The sequence below is a fragment of the Burkholderia sp. Bp8998 genome, from assembly GCF_003854235.1.
In the GTDB taxonomy this organism is placed as follows: domain Bacteria; phylum Pseudomonadota; class Gammaproteobacteria; order Burkholderiales; family Burkholderiaceae; genus Burkholderia.
In genome coordinates this window covers 73,758-97,583 of record NZ_QTQF01000011.1, presented here as the reverse complement: position 1 = coordinate 97,583, position 23,826 = coordinate 73,758, and the positions used below count along the sequence as shown (strand labels likewise).

Annotated in this window: 24 protein-coding genes and 1 pseudogene; 11 read left to right on the top strand and 14 right to left on the bottom strand. The window is 65.7% G+C overall.

The window, feature by feature from the left end:
• Positions 1-5: 5 nt before the first annotated feature.
• The 4 genes from lysM to gcl all read right to left on the bottom strand — a co-directional run bounded on the left by lysM (position 6) and on the right by gcl (position 4,500).
• On the bottom strand, positions 6-476 hold the full coding sequence (gene lysM / locus DIE06_RS13870) for a peptidoglycan-binding protein LysM (protein ID WP_124661895.1): 471 nt from the start codon (positions 474-476) through the stop codon (positions 6-8).
• Between the two features lie 458 nt (positions 477-934).
• On the bottom strand, positions 935-1,828 hold the full coding sequence (locus DIE06_RS13860) for a 2-hydroxy-3-oxopropionate reductase (RefSeq protein WP_014896847.1): 894 nt from the start codon (positions 1,826-1,828) through the stop codon (positions 935-937).
• A gap of 42 nt (positions 1,829-1,870) precedes the next feature.
• Positions 1,871-2,680: a hydroxypyruvate isomerase gene (hyi, locus tag DIE06_RS13855; protein ID WP_124614510.1), complete on the bottom strand. Its 810-nt coding sequence runs from the start codon at positions 2,678-2,680 to the stop codon at positions 1,871-1,873.
• A 44-nt stretch (positions 2,681-2,724) separates the two neighbouring features.
• A complete protein-coding gene (gene gcl / locus DIE06_RS13850; protein ID WP_124661894.1) occupies positions 2,725-4,500 on the bottom strand; it encodes a glyoxylate carboligase in 1,776 nt (591 codons plus the stop codon).
• A gap of 171 nt (positions 4,501-4,671) precedes the next feature.
• Between gcl and DIE06_RS13845 the strand changes: the two genes are divergently transcribed.
• The 10 genes from DIE06_RS13845 to DIE06_RS13795 all read left to right on the top strand — a co-directional run bounded on the left by DIE06_RS13845 (position 4,672) and on the right by DIE06_RS13795 (position 12,317).
• Entirely contained in the window at positions 4,672-5,583 is a 912-nt protein-coding gene (locus DIE06_RS13845) for a LysR family transcriptional regulator (RefSeq protein ID WP_124614508.1), read from the top strand.
• A gap of 162 nt (positions 5,584-5,745) precedes the next feature.
• Positions 5,746-6,387, top strand: coding sequence for an RNA polymerase sigma factor (locus tag DIE06_RS13840; protein WP_124661893.1), 642 nt, complete (start codon positions 5,746-5,748; stop codon positions 6,385-6,387).
• The gene (locus DIE06_RS13835) at positions 6,377-7,276 is read left to right on the top strand and encodes an anti-sigma factor (protein ID WP_124661892.1); all 900 of its coding nucleotides are present in this window, start codon (positions 6,377-6,379) and stop codon (positions 7,274-7,276) included. Before DIE06_RS13840 ends, DIE06_RS13835 begins: the two co-directional genes overlap by 11 nt.
• Positions 7,277-7,523: 247 nt before the next feature.
• Entirely contained in the window at positions 7,524-7,898 is a 375-nt protein-coding gene (rpsF, locus tag DIE06_RS13830) for a 30S ribosomal protein S6 (protein WP_006755436.1), read from the top strand.
• Positions 7,899-7,938: 40 nt separating this feature from the next.
• Entirely contained in the window at positions 7,939-8,238 is a 300-nt protein-coding gene (gene priB, locus DIE06_RS13825) for a primosomal replication protein N (RefSeq protein ID WP_031399239.1), read from the top strand.
• A gap of 4 nt (positions 8,239-8,242) precedes the next feature.
• On the top strand, positions 8,243-8,518 hold the full coding sequence (gene rpsR, locus DIE06_RS13820) for a 30S ribosomal protein S18 (RefSeq protein WP_004193360.1): 276 nt from the start codon (positions 8,243-8,245) through the stop codon (positions 8,516-8,518).
• Between the two features lie 27 nt (positions 8,519-8,545).
• The gene (gene rplI / locus DIE06_RS13815; RefSeq protein WP_124661891.1) at positions 8,546-8,998 is read left to right on the top strand and encodes a 50S ribosomal protein L9; all 453 of its coding nucleotides are present in this window, start codon (positions 8,546-8,548) and stop codon (positions 8,996-8,998) included.
• Positions 8,999-9,140: 142 nt separating this feature from the next.
• Positions 9,141-10,523: a replicative DNA helicase gene (locus DIE06_RS13810; protein WP_044847233.1), complete on the top strand. Its 1,383-nt coding sequence runs from the start codon at positions 9,141-9,143 to the stop codon at positions 10,521-10,523.
• Positions 10,524-10,669: 146 nt separating this feature from the next.
• Positions 10,670-11,296 carry a DUF47 domain-containing protein gene (locus DIE06_RS13800; protein ID WP_096503051.1) on the top strand — a complete coding sequence of 209 codons (627 nt, stop codon included), beginning with the start codon at positions 10,670-10,672 and terminating at the stop codon, positions 11,294-11,296.
• Between the two features lie 10 nt (positions 11,297-11,306).
• Positions 11,307-12,317 carry an inorganic phosphate transporter gene (locus DIE06_RS13795; protein WP_124661889.1) on the top strand — a complete coding sequence of 337 codons (1,011 nt, stop codon included), beginning with the start codon at positions 11,307-11,309 and terminating at the stop codon, positions 12,315-12,317.
• A gap of 118 nt (positions 12,318-12,435) precedes the next feature.
• On the opposite strand, the gene DIE06_RS13790 is transcribed toward DIE06_RS13795, so the two are convergent.
• Together DIE06_RS13790 and DIE06_RS13785 are read right to left on the bottom strand one after the other, a co-directional pair.
• On the bottom strand, positions 12,436-13,491 hold the full coding sequence (locus DIE06_RS13790) for a C40 family peptidase (protein ID WP_124661888.1): 1,056 nt from the start codon (positions 13,489-13,491) through the stop codon (positions 12,436-12,438).
• 234 nt (positions 13,492-13,725) lie between these two features.
• Positions 13,726-15,534: a PhoH family protein gene (locus DIE06_RS13785; protein WP_124661887.1), complete on the bottom strand. Its 1,809-nt coding sequence runs from the start codon at positions 15,532-15,534 to the stop codon at positions 13,726-13,728.
• On the opposite strand from DIE06_RS13785, the pseudogene DIE06_RS39445 reads away from it, so the two are divergent.
• A pseudogene (locus DIE06_RS39445) lies at positions 15,484-15,677 on the top strand (hypothetical protein). The gene DIE06_RS13785 and the pseudogene DIE06_RS39445 sit on opposite strands and share 51 nt — an antisense overlap.
• 190 nt (positions 15,678-15,867) lie before the next feature.
• Here the strand turns inward: DIE06_RS39445 and DIE06_RS13775 are convergent.
• The 8 genes from DIE06_RS13775 to DIE06_RS13740 form a co-directional block, all read right to left on the bottom strand.
• Positions 15,868-16,329, bottom strand: a complete 462-nt coding sequence (locus DIE06_RS13775; protein ID WP_006756046.1) for a peroxiredoxin — start codon at positions 16,327-16,329, stop codon at positions 15,868-15,870.
• Positions 16,330-16,431: 102 nt separating this feature from the next.
• Positions 16,432-17,328: a polysaccharide deacetylase family protein gene (locus DIE06_RS13770; protein ID WP_124661886.1), complete on the bottom strand. Its 897-nt coding sequence runs from the start codon at positions 17,326-17,328 to the stop codon at positions 16,432-16,434.
• Positions 17,329-17,340: 12 nt separating this feature from the next.
• The gene (locus DIE06_RS13765) at positions 17,341-18,396 is read right to left on the bottom strand and encodes a bifunctional UDP-4-keto-pentose/UDP-xylose synthase (protein WP_059680085.1); all 1,056 of its coding nucleotides are present in this window, start codon (positions 18,394-18,396) and stop codon (positions 17,341-17,343) included.
• Positions 18,393-19,340 (bottom strand): formyltransferase, encoded by a 948-nt coding sequence (locus DIE06_RS13760; RefSeq protein ID WP_124661885.1) that lies wholly within the window; start codon positions 19,338-19,340, stop codon positions 18,393-18,395. The genes DIE06_RS13765 and DIE06_RS13760 overlap by 4 nt, the downstream gene beginning before the upstream one ends.
• Positions 19,337-20,359 carry a glycosyltransferase gene (locus DIE06_RS13755; protein ID WP_124661884.1) on the bottom strand — a complete coding sequence of 341 codons (1,023 nt, stop codon included), beginning with the start codon at positions 20,357-20,359 and terminating at the stop codon, positions 19,337-19,339. Before DIE06_RS13755 ends, DIE06_RS13760 begins: the two co-directional genes overlap by 4 nt.
• Positions 20,360-20,365: 6 nt before the next feature.
• On the bottom strand, positions 20,366-21,517 hold the full coding sequence (locus tag DIE06_RS13750; protein WP_124661883.1) for a DegT/DnrJ/EryC1/StrS aminotransferase family protein: 1,152 nt from the start codon (positions 21,515-21,517) through the stop codon (positions 20,366-20,368).
• A 131-nt stretch (positions 21,518-21,648) separates the two neighbouring features.
• Positions 21,649-22,020, bottom strand: a complete 372-nt coding sequence (locus DIE06_RS13745) for an SMR family transporter (RefSeq protein WP_034188675.1) — start codon at positions 22,018-22,020, stop codon at positions 21,649-21,651.
• A 13-nt stretch (positions 22,021-22,033) separates the two neighbouring features.
• Positions 22,034-23,710 carry a glycosyltransferase family 39 protein gene (locus DIE06_RS13740; RefSeq protein ID WP_124661882.1) on the bottom strand — a complete coding sequence of 559 codons (1,677 nt, stop codon included), beginning with the start codon at positions 23,708-23,710 and terminating at the stop codon, positions 22,034-22,036.
• Between the last annotated feature and the right edge of the window lie 116 nt (positions 23,711-23,826).

Here is a 23,826-nt window from a genome sequence, read left to right as displayed (position 1 = left end):
ATTGCTCAGGACTGCGGCGGAATCACGAGCTTCTGGCCGGGATAGATCCGGTCCGGGCTCGACAGCATCGGCTTGTTCGCCTCGAAGATCGCCGGGTACTTGTTCGCGTCGCCATACACTTCCTTGGCGATCGCCGACAGCGTGTCGCCCGGCTTGACGTCGTGGTACTGAATTTCCGCATCGTCCGGCTGCAGATCGTCGTCGTTGACGCCCGCGACGCCTTGCACGTTGCCGGCCGCGACCTTGACCTTCGCCTTCGCGTCGAGATCCGCGACGCTGCCCGACAGCGTGACGGTGCGCGATGCGCCGTCGAACGCGACGGTCAGGTTCGACGTGTCGAGACCTTGCGTGTTGATGTAGTTCTTGATCGCATCGGCCGCGGTCTGGTTCGCGGCATTCGGATCTTCCGCTGCTTGCGCATCGGCATGACCCAGCAGTTTTTCACCCGCCTCTTTGATAAACGAAAGAAGACCCATCGCTGCACTCCCTAGGTGGTTGAAAAGAAAACGCGCCGTGAAGTGGCGAAAAAAACACCGCGCTGGGCGCGGTCACCGGAGTGAGCGCAAGCGCGGCGGATTTCTCGAAAGGCGTGGCGAAAGTGTAGGCGTTCATCACGACGATTGCATGAAAAATCGCACGCGTGAACGTAAAGAAATGTTATACGCGAAATCCGACAGGCGGACACCCGACGACGACGTCTGACCGACCAAGGCTTCCCCGGCGCCGCCGGGTGCCGCTGCGGACCCCACCACGCCGCTCTCAGCCCAGAGCGGCGTTTTTCGCCTCGTCGCGCACGCGTTTCAGCGATACGCGGCGGGGCGCCCCACCGTGATGCGCGCATCGGCGCGCATCGATGCGACCGGCCACGGCCGGATCGCGTGTGTTCGTCGCGCGCGTTCGCCGTTGCAGCGAAACGCGCGCCGTTGCGTCCGTGTTACGCGGCCGGCGTCTGGCCGATCTCGAAGTTCGACATGATCTCGAGCGCACGCACGAGTGCCGAGTGATCCCATGCCTTGCCGCCGTGCGATGCGCACACGCTGAACAGTTGCTGCGCGCTCGCCGTGTGCGGCAGCGCGAGGCCGAGCTTGCGTGCGCCGTCGAGCGCGAGGTTCAGGTCCTTCTGATGCAGCTCGATGCGGAAGCCCGGATCGAACGTGCGCTTCGTCATGCGCGCGCCGTGCACTTCGAGGATGCGCGAGGCCGCGAAGCCGCCCATCAGCGCCTGGCGCACGCGCTCCGGATCGGCGCCCGAGCGGGCGGCGAACAGCAGCGCTTCGCCGACCGCCTCGATGTTCAGCGCGACGATGATCTGGTTCGCGACCTTGCAGGTCTGGCCCGCGCCGTTGTCGCCGACGAGCGTGATGTTCTTGCCCATCTTCTCGAACAGCGGCTTCGCGCGCTCGAACGCCTGCTCCGGGCCGCCGACCATGATCGTCAGCGTCGCTTCGCGGGCGCCGACTTCGCCGCCGGACACCGGCGCGTCGAGGTAGTCGCAGCCGAGCGCGTTGATCTGCTTCGCGAATTCCTGCGTGTCGAGCGGCGAGATCGAGCTCATGTCGATCACGAGCTTGCCGGCCGTCAGGCCCTTCGCTACGCCGTCATCGGCGAACAGCACGTTACGCACGTCGGGCGTGTCCGGCACCATCGAGATGATGATGTCGGCGTTCTGCGCGACTTCGGTCGAGTTCGCGACGACCTTCGCGCTCGCGCGCAGGTCGTCCGGGATCGGGAACGCACCGTTCACGACGAGCTGATGATCCCCCTTGAGCAGGTTGCGCGCCATGTGCGCGCCCATGATGCCGAGGCCGATGAAACCGATGGTTGCCATGTGAAAGTCTCCTTGTAGGGGCGTATGCGGGAAGGGCGGATCTCAGGCGGCGCGACGCGCCGAGCCCGGTGCGCAGCCGGCGACGTCCTGCAGCCAGCCGAGCCCTTCGGTCGTGGTGGTGCGCGGCTTGTATTCGCAGCCGACGTAGCCGGCATAGCCGAGCCGGTCGAGCAGCGCGAACAGGAACGCGTAGTTGATCTCGCCCGTACCCGGCTCGTTGCGGCCCGGGTTGTCCGCGAGCTGGACGTGGCCGATCGATGCGAGATTGCGTTCGATCGTCGCGGCCAGTTCGCCTTCCATGCGCTGCATGTGATAGATGTCGTACTGCAGGAACAGGTTGTCCGAGCCGACCGCGCGGATCACGTCGAGCCCTTCGGACGAGCGGTTCAGCGCGAAGCCCGGGATGTCGAAGCTGTTGCACGGCTCGACCAGCAGGCGGATGCCTTCGCGCTTCAACGCGTCGGCGGCGAAGCGCAGGTTGTCGACGATCGTGACGAAGGTCTTGTCGCGCGCCGTGCTCGCCGACGGGATGCCGACGAGGCAGTTCAGCTGCGGCACCTTCAGCGCTTTCGCGTACTCGATCGCACGGCCCACACCTTCCTGGAACTCGCCGACGCGATCGGGCAGGCACGCGATGCCGCGCTCGCCCTGGTCCCAGTTGCCGGCGGGCAGGTTGTGCAGCACGAGGCGCAGGCGATGCGTCTCGAGCCGCTCGGCGAGTTCCTCTTTCGCGTACGGGTACGGGAACAGGAACTCGACGGCGTCGAAGCCCGCGTCCGCGGCCGCCTTGAAGCGATCGAGGAACGGCACTTCGTTGAACAGCATGGTCAGGTTTGCAGCAAACTTCGGCATGAGCTAAGCCTCTTCGGTCGGTCAGTCAAAAAATGTCGTGCGGATCAGTCGAGCATCGAGATCGCGGTCGGCGCGTGCTCGGCCTTTTCGGCGAGTTCCTCGAACTCGTTGATCGCGTCGATTTCGGTGCCCATCGAGATGTTCGTCACGCGCTCGAGGATCACTTCGACGACCACCGGCACGCTGAACTCTTCCGCGAGCGCTTGCGCCTGCTTCAGCGCCGGCTCGATCTCTTCCGGCTTGAACACGCGCAGCGCCTTGCAGCCGAGGCCTTCGGCCACCGCCACGTGATCGACGCCATAGCCGTTCAGCTCCGGTGCGTTGACGTTGTCGAACGCGAGCTGCACGCAGTAGTCCATGTCGAACGCACGCTGGGCCTGGCGGATCAGCCCGAGGTACGAGTTGTTCACGACGACGTGCACGTACGGCAGCTTGAATTGCGCGCCGGCGGCCAGCTCCTCGATCATGAACTGGAAGTCGTAGTCGCCGGACAGCGCGACGATAGGGCGGGTCGGGTCGGCGGCACGCACGCCGAGCGCGGCGGGGATCGTCCAGCCGAGCGGGCCGGCCTGGCCGCAGTTGATCCAGTTGCGTGCCTTGAACACGTGCAGGAACTGTGCGGCGGCGATCTGCGACAGGCCGATCGTGCTGACGTAGCACGTATCGCGGCCGAACACCTTGTTCATCTCTTCGTACACGCGCTGCGGCTTGACCGGCACGTTGTCGAAGTGGGTCTTGCGCTGCAGCGTGCGCTTGCGCGCCTGGCACTCGGACACCCATGCGCTGCGGTCCTTCAGCTTGCCGGCGGCCTTCCATTCCTGCGCGACCGCGACGAACAGCTCGAGTGCGGCCTTCGCGTCGGACACGATGCCGAGATCCGGGCCGAACACGCGGCCGATCTGGGTCGGCTCGATGTCGACGTGCACGAACTTGCGGCCCTTCGTGTAGACCTCGACGCTGCCCGTGTGGCGGTTCGCCCAGCGGTTGCCGATGCCGAGCACGAAGTCGGACGCGAGCATCGTCGCGTTGCCGTAGCGGTGCGACGTCTGCAGGCCGACCATGCCGGCCATCAGCGGGTGGTCGTCCGGAATCGCGCCCCACGACATCAGCGTCGGGATCACCGGCACGCCGATCGTTTCGGCGAACTGGACGAGCAGGTCTTCGGCCGCCGCGTTGAGCACGCCGCCGCCCGACACGATCAGCGGCTTGTCCGCGTCGTTGAGCATCGCGAGCGCCTTCTCGATCTGTGCGCGGGTCGCCGCGGGCTTGTAGACCGGCAGCGGTTCGTACGTGTCGATGTCGAATTCGATTTCGGCGAGCTGCACGTCGATCGGCAGGTCGACCAGCACCGGGCCCGGACGGCCCGAGCGCATCAGGTGGAAGGCCTGCTGGAACACGCGCGGCACGAGCGCCGGCTCGCGCACGGTGACGGCCCATTTGGTGACGGGCTTCGCGATCGACTCGATGTCGACGGCCTGGAAGTCTTCCTTGTACAGGCGCGCACGCGGTGCCTGGCCCGTGATCGCGAGGATCGGAATCGAGTCGGCCGACGCGGAGTACAGGCCGGTGATCATGTCGGTGCCGGCGGGGCCCGACGTGCCGATACACACGCCGATGTTGCCCGGTGCGGCACGCGTGAAGCCTTCGGCCATGTGCGATGCACCCTCGACGTGGCGGGCCAGCACGTGGCTGATGCCGCCCGACTTGCGCATCGCGGAATAGAACGGGTTGATTGCTGCGCCCGGCACGCCGAACGCGGTCTGGATGCCTTCCTTCTCGAGCACGAGTACGGCTGCGTCGACGGCTCTCATCTTGGCCATGAATGTCTCCTTGAATGTGCGGATCTTGCGAATCGGTCTGTTGGGAACACTTTAGGGACGCAGGAAAGGTTTGATAAGATCAGCCGAAGTCGCTTATTTCGAAACTAAAAGTATGGAATGACGGCCGGATGGGGCTTCCCGCCGGTGTCGGAGCCGGGACGGAGACGGGAGATGGATCGTTTCAAGCAGATCGAGACGTTCGTGCGGGTCGCGGATGCGGGCAGCCTCGCGGCGGCCGCGCTCGAGGAGGGCGTGTCGCCGGTGGTGCTCGGGCGGCGCATCGATGCGCTGGAGAAGCGCCTCGGCGTGAAGCTGATGTACCGCTCGACACGGCGGCTGGTGGTCAGCGAGGAGGGTGCGGCGTTCCTCGAGCGCTGTCGCGGGCTGCTGTCCGAATGGGACCAGGCCGAGAACGAACTGGCCGCCGGCCGGCGCGCGGTCAGCGGGCACCTGATCGTGTCCGCGCCGGCCGCGTTCGGGCGCAAGCACGTCGCGCCGCATGCACCCGGTTTCCTCGTCGACAAGCCGGAAATGCAGCTGTCGTTCAACCTGACCGATCGTGTCGTCGATCTCGTGCGCGAAGGCTACGACCTGTCGATCCGGATCGGCGGCTCGGTCGACCCGAACTTCGTCGCGGTGAAGCTCGCGTCGAACCGGCGCGTCGTATGCGGCACGCCCGACTATTTCCGCCGCCACGGCCGGCCAAAGTCGCTCGACGACCTCCTCAGGCACAACTGTCTCGCGTTCAACCTGCAGGGCGGCCAGAACCGCGGCTGGTATTTCCAGCGCCACGGCAAGATCGTGACGATGCGGGTGGCGGGCAACCTCGACTGCAACGATGGCGAGCTGCTGCATCGCTGGGTGGCGGAAAGCCTCGGGCTCGGCTGGCGTTCGACCTGGGAAATCGCCGCGCAGCTCGAAACGGGCGAACTCGAGACGGTGCTCGACGAATACGCGCTGCCGGACTACGACATCCTCGCGGTCTATCCGCAGCAGCGCTACGTGCCCGCGCGCGTGCGCTACTTCATCGATTACCTGCGCGAAGCGTATGCGCGCCCCGGATACTGGAGCAGCACGCCGTGACCGGTGCGGCACATCCCGGCAATTTTTTGCGCATCGTCGGCTTCGTGCGGGAATAAACTCGACGCAGCGGCGGTAAGGTCATCGAGTGCGCATGCTGCCGGTCTGTCCGGGCACCGGGCGCGGAACGGGCGCGGCATCGGCCGCCGGGACCAGGGAGGTCATGTGGGGCAAGCCGGACAGGCGGTCGACGAACGGGCAGAGGACGACGCGGTCGCGCGCGGCGAGCGGTTCCGCGCGCTCGTGCTGCCGCATCTCGACGCCGCGTACAACCTCGCGCGCTGGCTGAGCGGCAATGCGGGCGATGCGGACGACGTCGTGCAGGACGCGTGCATGCGCGCGCTGCGCTTCGTCGATTCGTGCCGCGGCAACAACGCGCGGCCGTGGCTGCTGACGATCGTGCGCCACACCTGGTACACGGAGTGGCGCCGCCGCACCCACGCGCACGAGGTCGAATTGCCCGACACGCTCGACGACACGGCGGTGCCCGATGACTGGCAGCCGGCGGCGGAGGATCCGCTCGCGCACCTGCTGCGCGGCGAGAGCGTGCGACTGGTGAACGCGGCGCTCGCGAAGCTGCCGCCCGAATATCGCGAGGTGCTGGTGCTGCGCGAGATGGAGGATTTGAGTTACCGCGAGATCGCGGCGATTGCCGACGTGCCGGTCGGCACCGTGATGTCGCGGCTTGCGCGCGGCCGGCGCCGGCTCGCCGCGCTGCTGGGCGGCACGCAGGCGCCGGCGTCCGAACCCGCGCCGGGACGTGCGTCGGCAAGCGGAACCGCATCGGAGGCGATCGATGGACTGTAACGAAACGCGAGCGTTGCTGGACGCGGACGTCGACCGCGAGCTGTCGGCGCCCGATGCGTTGCGCGTCCAGCGGCATGTCGAAGGGTGCGACGCGTGCCGCCGCGAACGCGAGCGGATCGTCGCGCTGGGGCGGGCCGTGCGGCAGGCCGACTATCACCGCGCGCCCGATGCGCTGCGGGCGAGCATCCTCGCGGCGCTGCCGGCGGCAGGCGGCACGTGGGAGCACGGACAAGCCCGCCCGGAGCCGGAACCTGACGCGCCGGCACGGGCGCGGCCTCGACCGAACGGCCGCCGCTGGTTCTCATGGCCGGCCGGCCGCGGCGTATCGGCTCGCCCGGTGCCTGCCGGGCCGGGGCCGCGTGCCCCGGCGCTGCCCGGGCTTGGCTGGGGTGTGGCGCTGATGGTCGCGCTCGCGGCGGCGGCCGGGATGGCGCTGTCCGCCCGCCATGCGGAAACCGGCCAGACGGTCGACGAACTGGTCTCGAGCCACGTGCGTGCGGGCCTGTCGGCGCGCGACATCGACGTGATCTCGACCGACCGGCATACGGTCAAGCCCTGGTTCAACGGCCGGCTCGACTATGCGCCGCCGGTCGAGGACCTGTCGGCGAGCGGCTTCCCGCTCGCGGGCGGCCGGCTCGATTACGTCGGGCGGCGCCGCGTCGCGGTGCTCGTCTACCGATACCGGCAGCACGTGATCGACGTGTATGTGCGGCCGGCAGGCGGTGGGCGGGAGACCGCGCCGTACGCGACCGTGTCGCAGGGCTATGCGCTCGACCGCTGGGAGGCGGCCGGGATGACGTGGTGGGCCGTGACCGACGCCGAGCCGTCGGCGCTGGCCGCGTTCAGGACGGCGCTCGACGCGCGGCTGGGCGGGGCGCGCAGCGAGTGACGGCAGGCCGCGTCGCCGGCCGGTAACCCCTGCGCGATGCTCCGCCCCCGATTCCTGAGCGGGCGCGCCGACAGTCGTTCCGGCCGTCGGCGCCATTCCCATTCAAGTCGTTGAAAACATGGCCGAATCCGGTCGGAAATCGTCGATCGGTGTTGCGTGCGCCTCGTATCCGGGTTAGAATCTTCGGCTTCTCACTTGCCACACCGGTTCAGACGCCCGGGTGGCTTTAATCCACAAGGAGTGTGTAATGCGTCATTACGAAATCGTATTCATCGTGCACCCCGATCAAAGCGAGCAAGTGCCCGCGATGATCGAGCGTTACAAGACCACGATCACGACGCACGGCGGCCAGATCCACCGTGTCGAAGACTGGGGCCGTCGCCAGCTGGCCTACATGATCGAGAAACTCGCGAAGGCTCACTACGTCTGCATGAACATCGAGTGCGACCAGACGACGCTCGACGAACTCGAACACGCGTTCAAGTTCAACGACGCCGTGCTGCGCCACCTCATCGTCAAGATGAAAAAGGCCGAGACCGGCCCGTCGCCGATGATGAAGGAAGTTCAGCGCGAAGAAGCCAAGAAGGCGGCTGCAGCTCAGCCGACCGAAGCGCAGGCTTAAGTTCGTCACTCATTAAGCCATCAAGGAGCGCGTCACTCACGTGAACAGGTTGCAATTGACGGCAAGCGTCGTCGAACGCGCACCGGTGCGATATACGCCGGCGGGTGTTCCGATCGCAAGCGCCACGTTGCATCACCGCACGGAAGTCGTCGAAGCAGGCATTCCCCGTCAGGTCGAAATGACGATCGAGGCGGTGGCGGCCGGTGAGGCGAGCGGCAAGCTGGAGCGTCGTGAAATGGGCGTCGAAACGCTGTTCACGGGCTTCCTGGCAAAGAAGAGCCGCAACGCGAGAACCTTGGTGTTTCACATCACTGCATTGCAGGACATAGGAAAGGACTGAAATCATGGCCCGCCCGACTGGTAAGAAATTCGACAAGCGTCGTCAGCAACAAAACCCGCTCTTCAAGCGCAAGAAGTTCTGCCGTTTCACGGCTGCCGGCGTCGAGCAGATCGACTACAAGGACACGGAAACGCTGAAGGACTTCATCGGCGAAAACGGCAAGATCACGCCGGCTCGTCTGACGGGTACGAAGGCGCACTATCAGCGTCAGCTGGATACGGCAATCAAGCGTGCGCGTTTCCTCGCGCTGCTGCCGTACACCGATCAGCACAAGGCGTAATCAGGCGACGCAATAAGGAGAATTCGAATGCAAATCATTCTGTTGGAAAAAGTCGCCAATCTGGGCAACCTCGGCGATATCGTCAAGGTCAAGGACGGTTACGCTCGCAACTTCCTGATCCCGAACCGCAAGGCTCGCCGTGCAACGAAGGAAGCGATCGCCGAATTCGAAGTTCGCCGCGCTGAACTCGAAAAGATCGCCGCTGAAAAGCTGGCGGCATCGCAGGCAGTCGGCGAGAAGCTGAACGGCCAGTCGTTCGAAATCACGCAGAAGTCGGGTGTCGACGGCCGTCTGTTCGGCTCGGTCACGAACGGCGACGTCGCGGAACTGCTGAAGAAGGCAGGTTTCGAAGTCGAGAAGCTGCAAGTTCGCATGCCGGAAGGCCCGCTGAAGATGATCGGCGAGCACGTCGTTCAGGTCGCGCTGCATACGGACGTCGTCGTCGACGTCACGATCAACGTGATCGGCGACCACGCGTAAGCGTACGCAAGCTTTCCGGACGGCTTCCGCCGTCCGGACAAGGGCAGGCGCCCGGGCAACCGGGGCCTGCCTTTTTTATTGCCTGTTCGCCGGTGGCCGTCTCTCTAGCATCGTCGTAGGTTATTCGCGATAATCCCAACCCATGAACGCGCCGCAAGATCCTCAAATCGAATCGCTGAAAGTCCCGCCGCATTCGGTCGAAGCCGAGCAGTCGGTGCTCGGCGGCCTGTTGCTCGACAACGCGGCATGGGACCGGATTGCCGACTTCTTGTCGCAGGGTGATTTCTATCGCTACGACCACCGGATCATCTACGAGCACATCGGCCGGCTGATCGCGTCGACGCGTCCGGCCGACGTCGTGACCGTGTACGAAGCGCTGACCACGTCCGGCAAGGCCGACGACGTCGGCGGCCTCGCCTACCTGAACGCCCTCGCGCAGAACACGCCGAGCGCCGCGAACATCCGCCGCTACGCGGAAATCGTGCGCGACCGCGCGGTGCTGCGCCGGCTCGTGTCGGTCGCCGACGAAATCTCGGCCGACGCATTCAATCCGCAGGGTAAGGAAGTTCGCCAACTGCTCGACGAGGCCGAGTCGAAGGTGTTCTCGATCGCCGAAGAGGGCGCGCGCGGCAACCAGGGCTTCCTCGAGATCGGTCCGCTGCTCACGCAGGTCGTCGAGCGCATCGACACGCTGTATCACACCGCGAACCCGAGCGACGTCACGGGCACGCCGACAGGCTTCGTCGATCTCGACCGGATGACGTCCGGGATGCACGGCGGCGAACTGATCATCGTGGCCGGAAGACCGTCAATGGGGAAAACGGCCTTTTCCATGAACATCGGCGAATACGTCGCGGTCGAGTACGGGCTGCCGGTGGCGGTGTTCTCGATGGAAATGCCGGGCACCCAGCTCGTGATGCGTATGCTCGGCTCGATCGGCCGGCTCGACCAGCACCGGATGCGTACCGGCCGGCTGACGGACGAGGACTGGCCGAAGCTGACGCATGCGGTGCAGAAGATGAGCGAGGCGCAGCTCTTCATCGACGAGACGGGCGGCCTGAACCCGATGGAATTGCGCTCGCGCGCGCGGCGTCTCGCACGCCAGTGCGGCAAGCTCGGCCTGATCATCGTCGACTACCTGCAGCTGATGTCGGGTTCATCGCAGGGCGAGAACCGCGCGACCGAAATCTCGGAAATCTCGCGATCGCTGAAGAGTCTGGCAAAGGAACTGGACGTGCCGGTGATCGCGCTGTCGCAGCTGAACCGCGGGCTCGAGCAGCGTCCGAACAAGCGTCCGGTGATGTCCGATCTGCGTGAATCGGGCGCAATCGAACAGGACGCGGACGTGATCCTGTTCATCTATCGTGACGAGGTCTACAACCCGGACAGCCCGGACAAGGGCACGGCCGAAATCATCATCGGCAAGCAGCGTAACGGCCCGATCGGACCTGTTCGGCTCACGTTCCTGGGTCAATACACGAAGTTCGACAACTTTGCGGGGGCGCAGAACTTCTACGGCGAATAACACTTCTTCGCCAGATGTAAACCCTTATTTCACCGAGCGTTGTATCCAATCCCGGCGCGCGCATATGCGCGCGTCGCGGCGCAACCGAAAACGGTACAATATCGCCCGTTTTCGTGACAGTCGTTTGACAATCTCTCAGGAATCCCATGTTCGGTCGATTCATGCCCACCGAGGGCAAGTTCTTTGAACTCTTCAACGCGCACGCGAAGCACATCGTTTCCGGTGGCCGCGAACTCGAACTGCTGATCGACAATCTCGCCGACGCCGAGATTCACAAGCAAAACGTGCAGACCGCCGAGAAGGCCGCTGACAAGCTGACGCATGAAGCGATCGATCTGCTGCACAAGACCTTCATCACGCCGCTCGATCGCGACGAGATCCACAAGCTGATCACGACGATGGACGACATCCTCGACCTGATGGAAGACGTCGCGACGGCCGTGTCGCTGTACGACGTGCGCGCCGTCACGTCCGAGGCGAGCCAGCTCGCGCACATCGTCACGCAGTCGGCACAACACGTGCAGCAGGCCGTTGGATTGCTGTCCGACATGAAGCAGTCGGCGCAGATCCTCAAGCAGTGCGAGGAGATCGACCGCTGGGAATCGGAGGCCGATCGCGTGCTGCGCGCGGCGATGTCGAAACTGTTCCGCGAGGAAGACGACGTGAAGACGCTCATCAAGCTGAAGGCGATCTACGAACTGCTGGAAGAGATCACCGACAAGTGCGAGGACGTCGCGAACATCATCGAAGGCATCGTGCTGGAAAACGCCTGAGCGGACCACGATGCATTCGATACAACTCGCCCTATGGATGGTCGCGACGCTGGTGCTGGTCGCGCTCGTATTCGACTTCATGAACGGCTTCCACGACGCGGCGAACTCGATCGCCACCGTCGTGTCGACCGGGGTCCTGAAGCCCCAGCAAGCCGTGGTGTTCGCGGCTGCGTTCAACGTCATCGCGTATTTCATCTTCCACCTGAAAGTCGCGCAAACCGTCGGTAAAGGCACGATCGATCCCGAGATCGTCGACCACTATGTCGTGTTCGGCGCGCTGGTCGGCGCGATCGGCTGGAACGTGATCACGTGGTACTACGGCATTCCGTCGAGCTCGTCGCATGCGCTGATCGGCGGCCTCGTCGGCTCGGCGCTCGCGAAGTCGGGCTGGAGCTCGCTGAATATCGACGGCCTGATGAAGACCGTCGCGTTCATCTTCATCTCGCCGCTGCTCGGCTTCATCCTCGGCTCGCTGTTCATGCTCGGCGTGTCCTGGCTGTATTTCCGTACCGCGCCCAGCAAGGTCGACCGGCGCTTCCGGCGGCTCCAGCTGCTGTCGGCCGGCCTGTACAGCCTGGGCCACGGCGGCAACGACGCGCAGAAGACGATCGGCATCATCTGGATGCTGCTGATCGCGTCGGGCTATGCGTCGGCGACGTCCGATGCGCCTCCTGTGTGGGTGATCGGCGCGTGCTATCTGTCGATGGGCCTCGGCACGTTGTTCGGCGGCTGGCGCATCGTGCGCACGATGGGCCAGAAGATCACGAAGCTCAAGCCGGTCGGTGGTTTCTGTGCGGAAACCGGCGGCGCGATGACACTGTTCCTCGCATCGTTCCTCGGCATTCCGGTCTCGACCACGCACACGATCACGGGTGCGATCGTCGGCGTCGGCGCGACGCAGAAGCTGTCGGCCGTGCGTTGGGGCGTCGCCGGCAACATCGTGTGGGCGTGGGTGCTGACACTGCCGGCGTCCGCACTGTTCGCGGCCGGCGGCTGGTGGCTCGGGCACCGGATCTTCTGATTCCGCCGCTGCCGGATCGACACGACATGCGCCGCCAACCGAAAGGTTGCGGCGCATTTTCTTTGGCGGTCGGGAAAGGGGCGGCGAATGGCGGGGCCGCCGCCGGGGACGAGCCGGGTCAGTAATTGCCGTTCGCGAAGTGGGCGATAGGATCGTCCGCGGTGCCGGTCCGCGGGCTGACGGGCGCGGATTGCGTCGATGCACGCAGCACCTGCACGGGCTCGATGATGCGCGGCGACGTGGCGGCCGCGGGCGGCGGTTCCGCGTCGAACGCGGCAGCCTGGGCGGCCGTCAGTGCCGTTGTCGGAATCTGCGTGCCGGTTTCTGTCGGGGCTGCGTTCGCCGTCATGGCGGTCATGTCGTGATGCGCGGAAGGTGCCTGCTGCCGGGCTGCCGGCACGCGCGGTGGCGGCGGTTCGTACGGATCGGCGACTGCGGCGGCTGCCGGGGCAACCGCCGCGGTCGATACGACCGGTGCCGCTTCCACGACTGACGCCGGCGACGGGGTCGCGCCGGCTTGTGACGATGCGTAGGCAGGCTGCCGCGGCGCTGCGGCAGCGACGACCGCGGCCGGTGCGGCCGCCGGCGCATCGCGCCGTGCCTCGTAGGTCGGCGCATCGAACGGCGCCGGCGTGCCGCGCGGCGGCGCGACGCGGCGAATGCCGTCGAAGCGCTTGGCCCAGTACGGGTTCGTCAGGTAGTCGAGCCGAACGGTGCCGCCGGTCGACGGCGCGTTGACGAAGCGCAGCTTGCCGACATAGATGCCGACGTGCGAATGCGGGCGTCCGGTCGTATTGAAGAAGATCAGGTCGCCCGGCGCGACCTGGTCGGGGTCGATCGACACGCCGCGGCTGCTCATGTCGGCGGTCGTGCGCGGCAGGTTCACGTCGGCCGCGCGGCCGATCACGTAGCGCACCAGGCCGCTGCAGTCGAAGCCGCTCGTCGGCGTATTGCCGCCCCAGCGGTACGGCACGCCGACGAGGCTCATCGCCTGGATCGAGATTTCTTCCTGGCCGACGCTGTGGTCGACGAATTTCGGGAAATTGGCGGGCGCCGGGAATGCGCGCGGCGTCGTGATCGTCATGCCGGAGGTGCGCGAGGCTGACTGCGGCGGCATGCTGGAGCAGGCCGAGAGCAGAGAAACGACGGCGACGGGAACCCAGATTCGAAGCATGACAAGGCGGACGAGCGCGGCGCGCGCGATTCGTATGACGACAGACAGACCCGATGGTAGACGTTCCGGCGGGGCTTAGGCAACCATTCCTGAGAATTTACTTGAAGTTTCGCGTGTAAGTGAGGCTGTTGCGTAACGAAGCATGACCAATGTTTTCGACCCCAAAAATAAAAACGGCGCTCCGGAAATGGAGCGCCGCATGGCGTCGTAGGCCGGCGGGCAGCCGGTCGCGCGTTACAGGATGTCCGACGCGTAGTCGGCGAGCCGCGAGCGTTCGCCGCGCGCGAGCGTGACGTGGCCGCTGTGGCCCCAGCCCTTGAAGCGGTCGACGACGTAGGTCAGGCCCGAGCTGCCTTCGGTCAGGTAAGGCGTGTCGATCTGCGCGATGTTGCCGAGGCACACGATCTTCGTGCCGGGGCCCGCACGCGTCACGAGCGTCTTCATCTGTTTCGGCGTCAGGTTCTGCGCTTCGTCGATGATCAGGTACTTGTCGACGAACGTGCGGCCGCGCATGAAGTTCATGCTCTTCACCTTCAGACGTGAGCGGATCAACTCCTGCGTCGCCGCACGGCCCCATTCGCCGGCTGCGTCGTCGGTCTTCTGCAGCACTTCGAGGTTGTCGTCGAATGCCCCCATCCACGGTTGCATCTTCTCTTCCTCGGTGCCGGGCAGGAAACCGATGTCCTCGCCGACGGGCACGGTCGCGCGCGTCACGATGATCTCGTTGTAGCGCTTGTCGTCGAGCACCTGGGCGAGGCCGGCCGCGAGCGCGACGAGCGTCTTGCCGGTGCCGGCCTGGCCGAGCAGCGTGACGAAGTCGATCTCGGGGTTCATCAGCAGGTTCAGCGCGAAGTTCTGCTCGCGGTTGCGCGCGGTGATGCCCCACACGTTGTTCTTGTGGTGGCTGTAGTCGCGCAGCGTCTGCAGCAGCGCCGTCTTGCCGTTCAGCTCGCGGACGATCGCGTGGAACGTCGGTTCACCGTTCTGCGGCTCGAGATAGACGAACTCGTTGACGAGCATCGACGCGACGAGCGGGCCCGTCACGCGGTAGTACGTGGTGCCCGTCTTCGTGTCCTGCCAGCTCTCCATGCCCTTCGCGTGCTTGGTCCAGAAGTCCTGCGGCAGTTCGCGCACGCCGGAATACAGGAGGTCCTTGTCCTCGAGTACCTGGTCGTTGAAGTAGTCTTCAGCGGGCAGGCCGAGCGCATGCGCCTTGATCCGCATGTTGATGTCTTTCGACACCAGCACGACCTGGCGGTCCGGCCGGTCGCGCTGCAGCGCACGCACGACGCCGAGGATTTGGTTGTCGGCCTTGCCTTCCGGCAGGCCCTCGACCGGCGCGATGTCGGTGAGCTTCGTCTGGAAGTACAGGCGGCCGAGCGCCTCGCGGCTACCGAGGCGCGACAGCGGAATGCCTGCCGAGATCGGGCCGCCGTCGGCGACCAGTGCGTCGAGCGTGCGGCTCACCTGGCGCGCGTTGCGTGCGACTTCGGACATCCCCTTCTTGTGGTTGTCGAGTTCCTCGAGCGTCATCATCGGCAGATAGACGTCGTGTTCCTCGAAGCGGAAGAGGCTGCTCGGGTCGTGCATCAGCACGTTGGTGTCGAGTACGAACAGCTTCTGCAGTTCGGCTTCGGCGGGCTTGCGGTTGCGCGACTTCGTCGCGGCGCCGGCATCGCCCGCGGGTGCTGCGGCCGGCTTCCCGGCGGCGGGCTTGTCGTGACGCGCGACGACCGGCGCGGCGGGCGCCGCTTCGGCGGGCGGCTGCATCGGCTGCAGCAGCGCTGCGGTCTGTTTGGTCTTGCGGCCGCGTGCGGGTGCGCTCGCGGCTTCTTGCGCCGACGCCGCGACGGCGCGCAGCGGCGCGGCCGTGTTCGCGGCTTCGGTCATCGGTTGGGCCACGCTGGCCGGGCCATAGTCACCGGCTGTGGATGCGTCCCCTTCGGCGGATTTCTTCGCGGCTTTCGCGGGCCGCGCTTTCGCCTTGTATTCATCGGGCGGCAGCAGGCTGCCGAGCTTGCTGGGGGCAGTAGGCAAAGGCATGGTGTCCCTCGGGAGGAATCGTGTCGCATGGCGTGCGCCGCTGATCGCATCCTGCGTGACGTGGAAAACGCATGCAGTTTGCGCGCGGTGGCGCACAGGAATTTCGTCTAGCCGGTTCGCCTAAGTGTCGATCAGCTCCTTGACGGGGTGAGGGGCCGGACCGAGAGCCGGCGCGCAGTCCATAAAAAAAGCCGCTGCCCCGTCGACAGGGACATGCGGCTCGGCTGATACCGTCGTGATGCGCGTCAGGTGCCGGGAAGCATCGCGGGCACCGGCGCAGCTACGAGAAATATGGGGCGAACTGGCATTCATTGCGGCCCAATATAACGCGCCTCAAAGCGCTTGTACAGCACTTAGCACGTCGTCCACGTGGCCAGGCACCTTGATGCCGCGCCATGCCTGGCGAAGCACGCCGTCGGCGTCGATCAGGAAGGTCGAACGCTCGATTCCGCGCACTTCCTTGCCATACATCTTCTTCATCTTGATGACATCGAACAGCGCGCACAGCGCTTCGTCGGCATCGGAAATCAGCGGGAACGGCAGTTCGAGCTTTGCCTTGAAATTGTCATGCGAGCGCAGGCTGTCGCGCGACACGCCGATGACTTCGGCGCCGGCTTTCTTGAACTTCGGATAGAGATCGCGGAACTGCAGGCCTTCGGTCGTGCAGCCCGGCGTGTTGTCCTTCGGATAGAAATACAGGACGAGCTTCTTGCCCTTCAGGTCGGACAGCGAAATGTCGCCGCCCGTAGCCGGTGCGGTGAAATCGGGAACTTGACGGTCAACTTCGACGGACACGTGTTTCTCCTGTTGTTATGGAAAGGCGCCGCTCGGGCGGCGCGGTGCGGCGTCGCGGCGGCCCGCCGCAAGGGCGGAGCAGGCGGCGCCGCGCGCGCGAACTCAGTCGGGCTGGACGATCAGTTCGCCGGAGCGGCCGGGAATCTCGCCCCATGTGACAGGGTACGATGGCAGCGAGTCGCGGTCCAGCGTCGCGTGGTAGTCGCCCATCGTCGCAAACGTATGGCCCTGTGCGCGCCAGCCGGCGAGCAATTGCTCGAACACCGGCGCGAGCTTCTGGCCTTCCAGTTCCGCATGCAGCGTGAACACCTGGTCGTGCGGATTGGTCTCCGTGAACTTCAGGATATGCGCGGCGACGTTGTGCGTGTCGATGCCGTCGATGCCGAGCAATTCGTCGAGCGTCGGCAGCGTGGTCGGCATCTGCACGTGCGACAGCGTGCGGCCGCCGACCACGGGCAGGTACGGCGAATGGCCGCGACCGTCGGATGCGTAGCGAATCCCCCATGCGTCGATCTGCTCGAACGCCGCGTCGTTCATCTGCCAGCCGGCCGCGCCGTGCGTGACGGGCGGCGCGCCGAAGACGTCGACGAAGCGCGCGTGGCTCTTCTGCATTTCACGCGCGGTCCAGTCGCGATCGCGCACGCGCACGTTGTCCTGCCAATACACGTGATCCCACGTATGGATCCCGCATTCGAAGCCGGCCTCGTGGATCGCGCGCATGTCGGCGATCGCGCGGCGGCCGATGTCGGGGCCCGGCAGCAGCACGCCGTACATCAGCTGCTTCACGCCGTAATGCTCGACCACCGACGTGCGCGACACCTTCTTCAGGAAGCCGGGGCGGAACACGCGCCGCAGCGCCCAGCCCGTGTGATCGGGCCCGAGGCTGAAGAGGAAGGTCGCGCGCGCGCTGAAGCGGTCGAAGATGCGCGCGAGGTTCGGCACGCCTTCGCGTGTGCCGCGCAGCGTGTCGACGTCGATCTTGAGGACGATACGAGCCAAGCGAGCGTCCCGTCAGTTCTGCTGCTCGACCAGCGCACGCGCGTCGGCGACATGGCCGCGATACGCTTCGAAGATCTTGCGCAGTGCGTCGTCGAACGTCGATTGCGGCGCCCAGGCGAGCTCCTGCATCGTGTTGTCGATCTTCGGCACGCGGTTCTGCACGTCCTGGTAGCCGTTGCCGTAGTAGGCGCCCGACGTTGTTTCGACGAGCTGCACCTGCTTCGCGGAGCCGGCGTATTCCGGGTATTCGGCGGCCAGTTCGAGCATCTTGTGCGCGAGCTCGCGAACCGAGAAGTTATTCTTCGGATTCCCGATGTTGTAGATCTTGCCCGACGCGATGCCGTTCTTGTTCTCGATGATCTTCATCAGCGCGCTGATGCCGTCGTCGATGTCGGTGAACGCGCGCTTCTGCGAGCCGCCGTCGACGAGGCTGATGTTCTCGCCGCGCACGATGTGGCCGAGGAACTGCGTGACGACGCGCGAGCTGCCTTCCTTCGGCGTGTAGATCGAGTCGAGGCCCGGGCCGATCCAGTTGAACGGACGGAACAGCGTGAAGTTCAGGCCTTCCATCCCGTAGCCCCAGATCACGCGGTCCATCAGCTGCTTCGAGCATGCGTAGATCCAGCGCGGCTTGTTGATCGGGCCGTAGGTGAGCGCCGATGCGTCCGGGTCGAACTGCTCGTCCGAGCACATGCCGTAGACCTCGGAGGTCGACGGGAACACGAGGTGCTTGCCGTACTTGACGGCCGAACGCACGATCGGCAGGTTCGCCTCGAAGTCGAGCTCGAACACGCGCAGCGGCTGCTGGACGTACGTGGCCGGCGTCGCGATCGCCACGAGTGGCAGGATCACGTCGCACTTCTTCACGTGATACTCGACCCACTCCTTGTTGATCGTGATGTCGCCTTCGAAGAAATGCATCCGCTCGTGGTTGACGAGGTCGCCCAGCCGATCGGTCTGCATGTCCATGCCGAACACTTCCCAATCGGTGGTTTCAAGAATGCGCTTCGACAGGTGATGGCCGATGAAGCCGTTCACACCCAGGATCAGGACTTTTTTTGCTTTCATGAATGACGGGAAGAATGAATGAACTGCGCGAATTCCGCGGGCATCACGACGGTTTCGCTGCCGTCGCGCTGCTGCCACAGCTCGAGAATGGATAGGGCGCGGCTGTCGCCGCAAACGCCGAATAGCGCATTATCGCTTACGTGCAGGCCGGGCGGCAAATCCGCTGCTGCGCTGGCGACCGCGCTGCCGGGGGCCGCGAGGCGCGCGCGGGCGATCACGAAACGCGTGCCGCCGACGTCGGTGAATGCACCCGGATACGGGGGCGCGACCGCGCGCACCAGGTTGTAGACCTGCGCGGCCGGCTTCGACCAGTCGACGCGGCCGTCTTCCGGCTTGCGTCCGCCATAGTAGCTGCCGCTCGCGAGATCGTTCGGCAGGTGCGGCGCATCGCCCGCGAGCAGCGCGGGCAGCACGCGCCAGAGCGTCTGCTCGGCGGCGACCGTCACCTTGTCGAACACCTGCGTGGCCGTGTCGTCCGGCAGGATCGGCACCGCGGTCTGGCCGATGATCGCGCCGGCGTCGGGTTTCGCGGCCATCTCGTGCAGCGTCGCGCCGGTTTCCGTTTCGCCGTTCAGCACGGCCCAGTTGGTCGGTACCCGACCCCGGTATTTCGGCAGCAGCGAACCGTGCATGTTGTATGCGCCGCGCGGCGCGATCGCGAGCAGGTCCACCGGCAGCATGTGGCGGTAGTAGAACGAGAAGATGAACTCGGGCTGCGCGTCGGATACCGCGCGGCGCAGTGCCGGATCGGCGGGGTCGGCCGGCGTGACCACCGGGATGCCGTGCTCGGCGGCGACGGATGCGACGCTGCCGAACCAGATGTTCTCGTTCGGGTTGTCCTCGTGCGTGACGACGAGCGCGACGTCGACGCCGCGTGCCAGCAGCACCTGCAGGCAGCGCACGCCGACGTTGTGATACGCGAAGACGACGGCGCGCGGCTTCATTGCACGGCCCCCGTACGGTTCGCGCCAGCCGGCACCGCCGGCATGCCGTCGTGCTGTTCGAGCACGGCCTGGATCAGGTAGCGCGGCCGTGCACGCACCTGCTGGTAGATGCGGCCGACGTATTCGCCGAGCAGGCCGAGCGCGAAGATGATCACGCCGAGCAGGAAGAACGTGATCGCGAACAGCGTGAACACGCCTTGCACTTCCGCGCCGACGATGAAGCGGCGCACGAGCAGCAGCACGAACAGCGCGGCGGAGCCGAGCGACAGGATCACGCCGATGAACGACAGCCATTGCAGCGGCACGACCGAGAAGCCCGTCACGAGGTCGAAGTTCAGCCGGATCAGGCTGTACAGCGAGTACTTCGACTCGCCCGCGAAGCGTTCCTCGTGCGCGACCTCGATTTCGGTCGGTTTCTGCGCGAACGTGTAGGCCAGCGCGGGGATGAACGTGTTGACTTCGCCGCACACGTTGATCGTGTCGATGATGCGGCGGCTGTACGCGCGCAGCATGCAGCCCTGGTCGGTCATCTTGATCCGCGTGATGCGCTCGCGCAGCCGGTTCATCATCTGCGACGCCTTGCGCCGCCACAGGCTGTCCTGACGCTGCTTGCGGATCGAGCCGACGTAGTCGTAGCCCTCATGCATCTTCGCGATCAGCTTGCCGATTTCCTCGGGCGGGTTCTGCAGGTCGGCGTCGAGCGTGATGACGATCTCGCCGCGCGACTGCGCGAAGCCGGCGAGGATCGCCATGTGCTGGCCGTAGTTGCCGTTGAGCAGCACGACGCGCGTCGTGTCGGGACGCACGTGGAACTGGTCCGCCAGCATCGCGGCCGAGCGATCGCGGCTGCCGTCGTTGATCAGGATCACTTCGTACGACGTGCCGAGTGCGTCGAGTGCCGGGTACAGCCGCGCGAACAGCGCAGCCAGGCCATCTTCCTCGTTGTACACGGGGATGATGATCGATACCTCCGGGTTCGCGGCGCCCGGATGCCCGGCGCGTGCTTCAAGGTGACTCATGTACGCTTATTTTCCGTATTGTTCGCAAATCTGGTTGATGGCGTCGGCCACGCGACGCACGTCGTCTTCCGTCATCTGCGTGAAGAGCGGCAGCGTGACGGTCGACGCGCCGTATCGTTCGGCGTGGGGGAACATGCCCTCCTTGAAACCGCGCGCACGATACAGCTTGAAAAGATGGATGGCCGGGTAGTGGACGCCCGTGCCGATGCCCCGTTCCTTCATCTGCGCCATGAAATCGGCGCGCGAGAGCGACAGCCGCTCGAGCGGCAGCGTGGCCTGGAACATGTGCCAGTTGCTGTTCTCGAAATCGGCGACGGGCAGGCCGAGCCCGAGCTTCACGGCCGGGCCGCCGGCGAGCGCGGCGAAATAAGCACGCACGAGTGCGCGGCGCTGCGCGGTGAAGCGCTCGAGATGCGGCAACTGGCCGAGGCCGACGCGGGCGGCGACGTCCGTCAGGTTGTACTTGCCGCCGAGCACGTCGCAGTCCATCCCGTCGAAGCCGGTGCGCGTGATGCCCTGCAGCCGGTACTTCTGCGCGAGCGTCGCCTCGTCCTCGTTGTTCAGCACGAGTGCGCCGCCTTCGATCGTCGTCAGGTTCTTGTTCGCATGGAAGCTGAACGACACGATGTCGCCGAGCGCGCCGATGCGCTTGCCTTTCCACGTCGAGCCGAGCGCCTGTGCGGCGTCCTCGATCACGCGCAGGTTGTGTGCGCGTGCGATCGCATACAGGCGGTCCATGTCGACCGGCAGGCCGGCCAGGTAGACCGGGATGATCGCCTTCGTGCGCGGCGTGATCGCCTGCTCGAGCTTGTCGAGGTCGATGTTGCGCGTGACGGGATCGATGTCGGCGAACACGGGCGTCGCGCCGGTCTCGAGAATCACGTTGCTGGTTGACACCCACGTCGCCGGCGTCGTGATCACCTCGTCGCCGGGGCCGACGCCCGCGATGCGCAGGCCGATCTCGAGCGTGCAGGTGCCCGAATTGAACGCACGGACCGGACGGCCGCCGCAATACTCGGACAGCGCGGCTTCGAATTTCTGGCACTGCGGGCCGGTGGTGATCCAGCCCGAGCGCAGCACGTCGACGACGCCCTGGATGGTTTCCTCATCGATCTCGGGGCGGGTGAACGGCAGAAACGGAGCGGTAGTCTGGCTCATGAACGCGTTAGCCTGTAATGGCGTGTAATAAAGGGGTCGGGCGATCCGGCCCGAAACCGGCATTAAACACCGGTTGGGGGATTCGTACCGTGATTTTTTGTAGGCGGACGCTTAATGCTCGCCGGACCTGCTCAACTGCGCGCGAGCACGAGCACGCCGATCAGGATGATGCCGATGCCGACGAGTCGCTGGACCGACAGCACCTCGCCGAACAGGTACCAGGCGGCGAACGCGTTGACCACGTAGCCGAGCGACAGCATCGGGTACGCGATCGACACGTCGACCCGCGACAGCCCGAGAATCCAGACGACGACGCTCAGCACGTAGCAGCCCAGGCCGCCGATGATCGGCAACTGGGTCGCGATCTTCAGGCCGACCGGGAGGATGTTCGCACGGCTGAATTCGAAGTGTCCAACGGCGTTGACGCCGGCTTTCAGCAGAAGTTGCGCACAGGCGTTGAGCATCACGCCGGTGATGATGCAGACGAACGAAACGGGATTCATGCGGCGGGCGTCCTTACGATTGCGGTTTCTCGACGATCACGCGGCGGCTGTCGCGCGCGATCACGCGCATCGGCACGCCTTGCTTGACCAGCGTGTCGTACTGGCCGGGCGGCATGATCGCGAGCGCATGGGTTTCCTGCTTCCAGCGTTCGATCCATTGATCGACGGTCGGGATCCATTTGTTCGGCTCGACCGAGATCCCGAATGCGAGCTCGTCCTGGCGCTGGACCATGATCGTCGTGTGGCCCATATAGAACGGGAACGTGTGATCGAGCATCTCGATCGAGTAGAACGGCGTGTCGGGCGGCAGTTTCGCCAGTTCGGCGCGCACGGCGGGCGCGAGCAGCGCGCCCGAGCTGTAGCGGCCGAATTCGTCGTGACCGGTGCCGCCGATCGTGCCGAACGCGAGCCACGCGGCGCCGAACGCGGTGATCGCGGCCGCGACACCCACGCGGCGGTTCAGCCAGGCGGCCGCGAGCGTCAGCGCACCCGCGACCGCGAGGCCCGCGTACAGCCAGACCTGGAACGCGCGGTACTGCGCGTTCGGCGTGCGGGCGTCGCCCTGATACGCGAGGAAGATGATCCCGAACGCCGCGACGACGATGAACACGAGGTAGCCGAGCAGGTGGCGGCGGAACCGGTCGGCGCTCATCAGCGGCAGGTACGCGCCGATCACCAGCGCGAGCGCCGGCGCGACCGGCAGCACGTACGAGATCAGCTTCGAATGCGATGCGCTGAAGAACAGGAAGATGAACGCGCTCCAGATCAGCAGCACGAGCATCGGGGAGAAACCGTTCGGCTGGCGCGGCATGCGCAGCGCATGGCGGATGCTCTGCCATGCGACCGAAAGCCACGGCAGGAAGCCGACCACCAGCACCGGCACGAAATAGTACAGCGGGCCCGGGCGGTTCTGTTCCGGGGTCAGGTATCGGCGGAACTGCTGGACGATGAAGAAGAAGTTGAAGAACTCGGGGTTGCGCTGCTGGACGAGCACGAACCACGGCGTGACGATCGCGAAGAAGATCACGAGGCCGCTCACCAGATACAGCCGCTTCCACAGCGCCCAGTCGCGGGCGATCAGCGTATAGAGCACCAGCACGGCGCCGGGCAGGATCAGGCCGACGAGTCCCTTGGACAGCACGGCGAGTGCCATCGCGGCCCAGCACGCCCACATCCAGCCGCGCACCGCGCCCGCCTGCAGTCCGGGCCGCTGCGCGAGCAGCAGCGAGCAGAGCGACAGCGTCATCCAGAACGCGAGCCCCATGTCGAGCGCGTTGAAGTGGCCCATCAGGTTCCAGTACGGCGAGCATGCGAGCACGACGGCGGCGAGCAAGCCGGACAACGGGTTGAACAGGCGCGCGCCCGCGAAGCCGACCAGCAGCACGCCGGCGAAGCTGGCGAGGCCCGTGTAGAGGCGCGCCTGCCATTCGCCGATGCCGAACCACGCGAACGTCAGCGCGTTCAGCCAGGTCTGCAGCGGCGGCTTCTCGAAGTACTTGTAGCCGTTGTAGCGCGGCGTGATCCAGTCGCCGGTGACGAACATTTCCCGCGCCATCTCCGCGTAGCGGCCTTCGTCGCTCGGGATCAGGTGGCGCAGCCCGAGCGGCGCGAACCACACGATCGCGAGCGCGACGAGCAGGAGGACGAGCGTGATGCGATTGAGCGGTAGCCTCGCCGGCGTATCGTTCATGGATTTTCAGCCTGTTGGTTGTTGTAGGAGCCACCGGCGGGTCGCGCCGGGGGCGGCCGGCTTGCCGGTTGGCGATCCGCGTGATGATCCGGGGATCGACCCGGTGTGCCGGCCCG

Bases quoted from the DNA above. Each gene is read 5' to 3' on its own strand.
- lysM (WP_124661895.1), bottom strand. From the start codon at position 476: ATGGGTCTTCTTTCGTTTATCAAAGAGGCGGGTGAAAAACTGCTGGGT.
- DIE06_RS13860 (WP_014896847.1), bottom strand. From the start codon at position 1,828: ATGGCAACCATCGGTTTCATCGGCCTCGGCATCATGGGCGCGCACATG.
- hyi (WP_124614510.1), bottom strand. From the start codon at position 2,680: ATGCCGAAGTTTGCTGCAAACCTGACCATGCTGTTCAACGAAGTGCCG.
- gcl (WP_124661894.1), bottom strand. From the start codon at position 4,500: ATGGCCAAGATGAGAGCCGTCGACGCAGCCGTACTCGTGCTCGAGAAG.
- DIE06_RS13845 (WP_124614508.1), top strand. From the start codon at position 4,672: ATGGATCGTTTCAAGCAGATCGAGACGTTCGTGCGGGTCGCGGATGCG.
- DIE06_RS13835 (WP_124661892.1), top strand. From the start codon at position 6,377: ATGGACTGTAACGAAACGCGAGCGTTGCTGGACGCGGACGTCGACCGC.
- rpsF (WP_006755436.1), top strand. From the start codon at position 7,524: ATGCGTCATTACGAAATCGTATTCATCGTGCACCCCGATCAAAGCGAG.
- rpsR (WP_004193360.1), top strand. From the start codon at position 8,243: ATGGCCCGCCCGACTGGTAAGAAATTCGACAAGCGTCGTCAGCAACAA.
- rplI (WP_124661891.1), top strand. From the start codon at position 8,546: ATGCAAATCATTCTGTTGGAAAAAGTCGCCAATCTGGGCAACCTCGGC.
- DIE06_RS13810 (WP_044847233.1), top strand. From the start codon at position 9,141: ATGAACGCGCCGCAAGATCCTCAAATCGAATCGCTGAAAGTCCCGCCG.
- DIE06_RS13800 (WP_096503051.1), top strand. From the start codon at position 10,670: ATGTTCGGTCGATTCATGCCCACCGAGGGCAAGTTCTTTGAACTCTTC.
- DIE06_RS13795 (WP_124661889.1), top strand. From the start codon at position 11,307: ATGCATTCGATACAACTCGCCCTATGGATGGTCGCGACGCTGGTGCTG.
- DIE06_RS13790 (WP_124661888.1), bottom strand. From the start codon at position 13,491: ATGCTTCGAATCTGGGTTCCCGTCGCCGTCGTTTCTCTGCTCTCGGCC.
- DIE06_RS13785 (WP_124661887.1), bottom strand. From the start codon at position 15,534: ATGCCTTTGCCTACTGCCCCCAGCAAGCTCGGCAGCCTGCTGCCGCCC.
- DIE06_RS13765 (WP_059680085.1), bottom strand. From the start codon at position 18,396: ATGAAAGCAAAAAAAGTCCTGATCCTGGGTGTGAACGGCTTCATCGGC.
- DIE06_RS13760 (WP_124661885.1), bottom strand. From the start codon at position 19,340: ATGAAGCCGCGCGCCGTCGTCTTCGCGTATCACAACGTCGGCGTGCGC.
- DIE06_RS13755 (WP_124661884.1), bottom strand. From the start codon at position 20,359: ATGAGTCACCTTGAAGCACGCGCCGGGCATCCGGGCGCCGCGAACCCG.
- DIE06_RS13750 (WP_124661883.1), bottom strand. From the start codon at position 21,517: ATGAGCCAGACTACCGCTCCGTTTCTGCCGTTCACCCGCCCCGAGATC.
- DIE06_RS13745 (WP_034188675.1), bottom strand. From the start codon at position 22,020: ATGAATCCCGTTTCGTTCGTCTGCATCATCACCGGCGTGATGCTCAAC.
- DIE06_RS13740 (WP_124661882.1), bottom strand. From the start codon at position 23,710: ATGAACGATACGCCGGCGAGGCTACCGCTCAATCGCATCACGCTCGTC.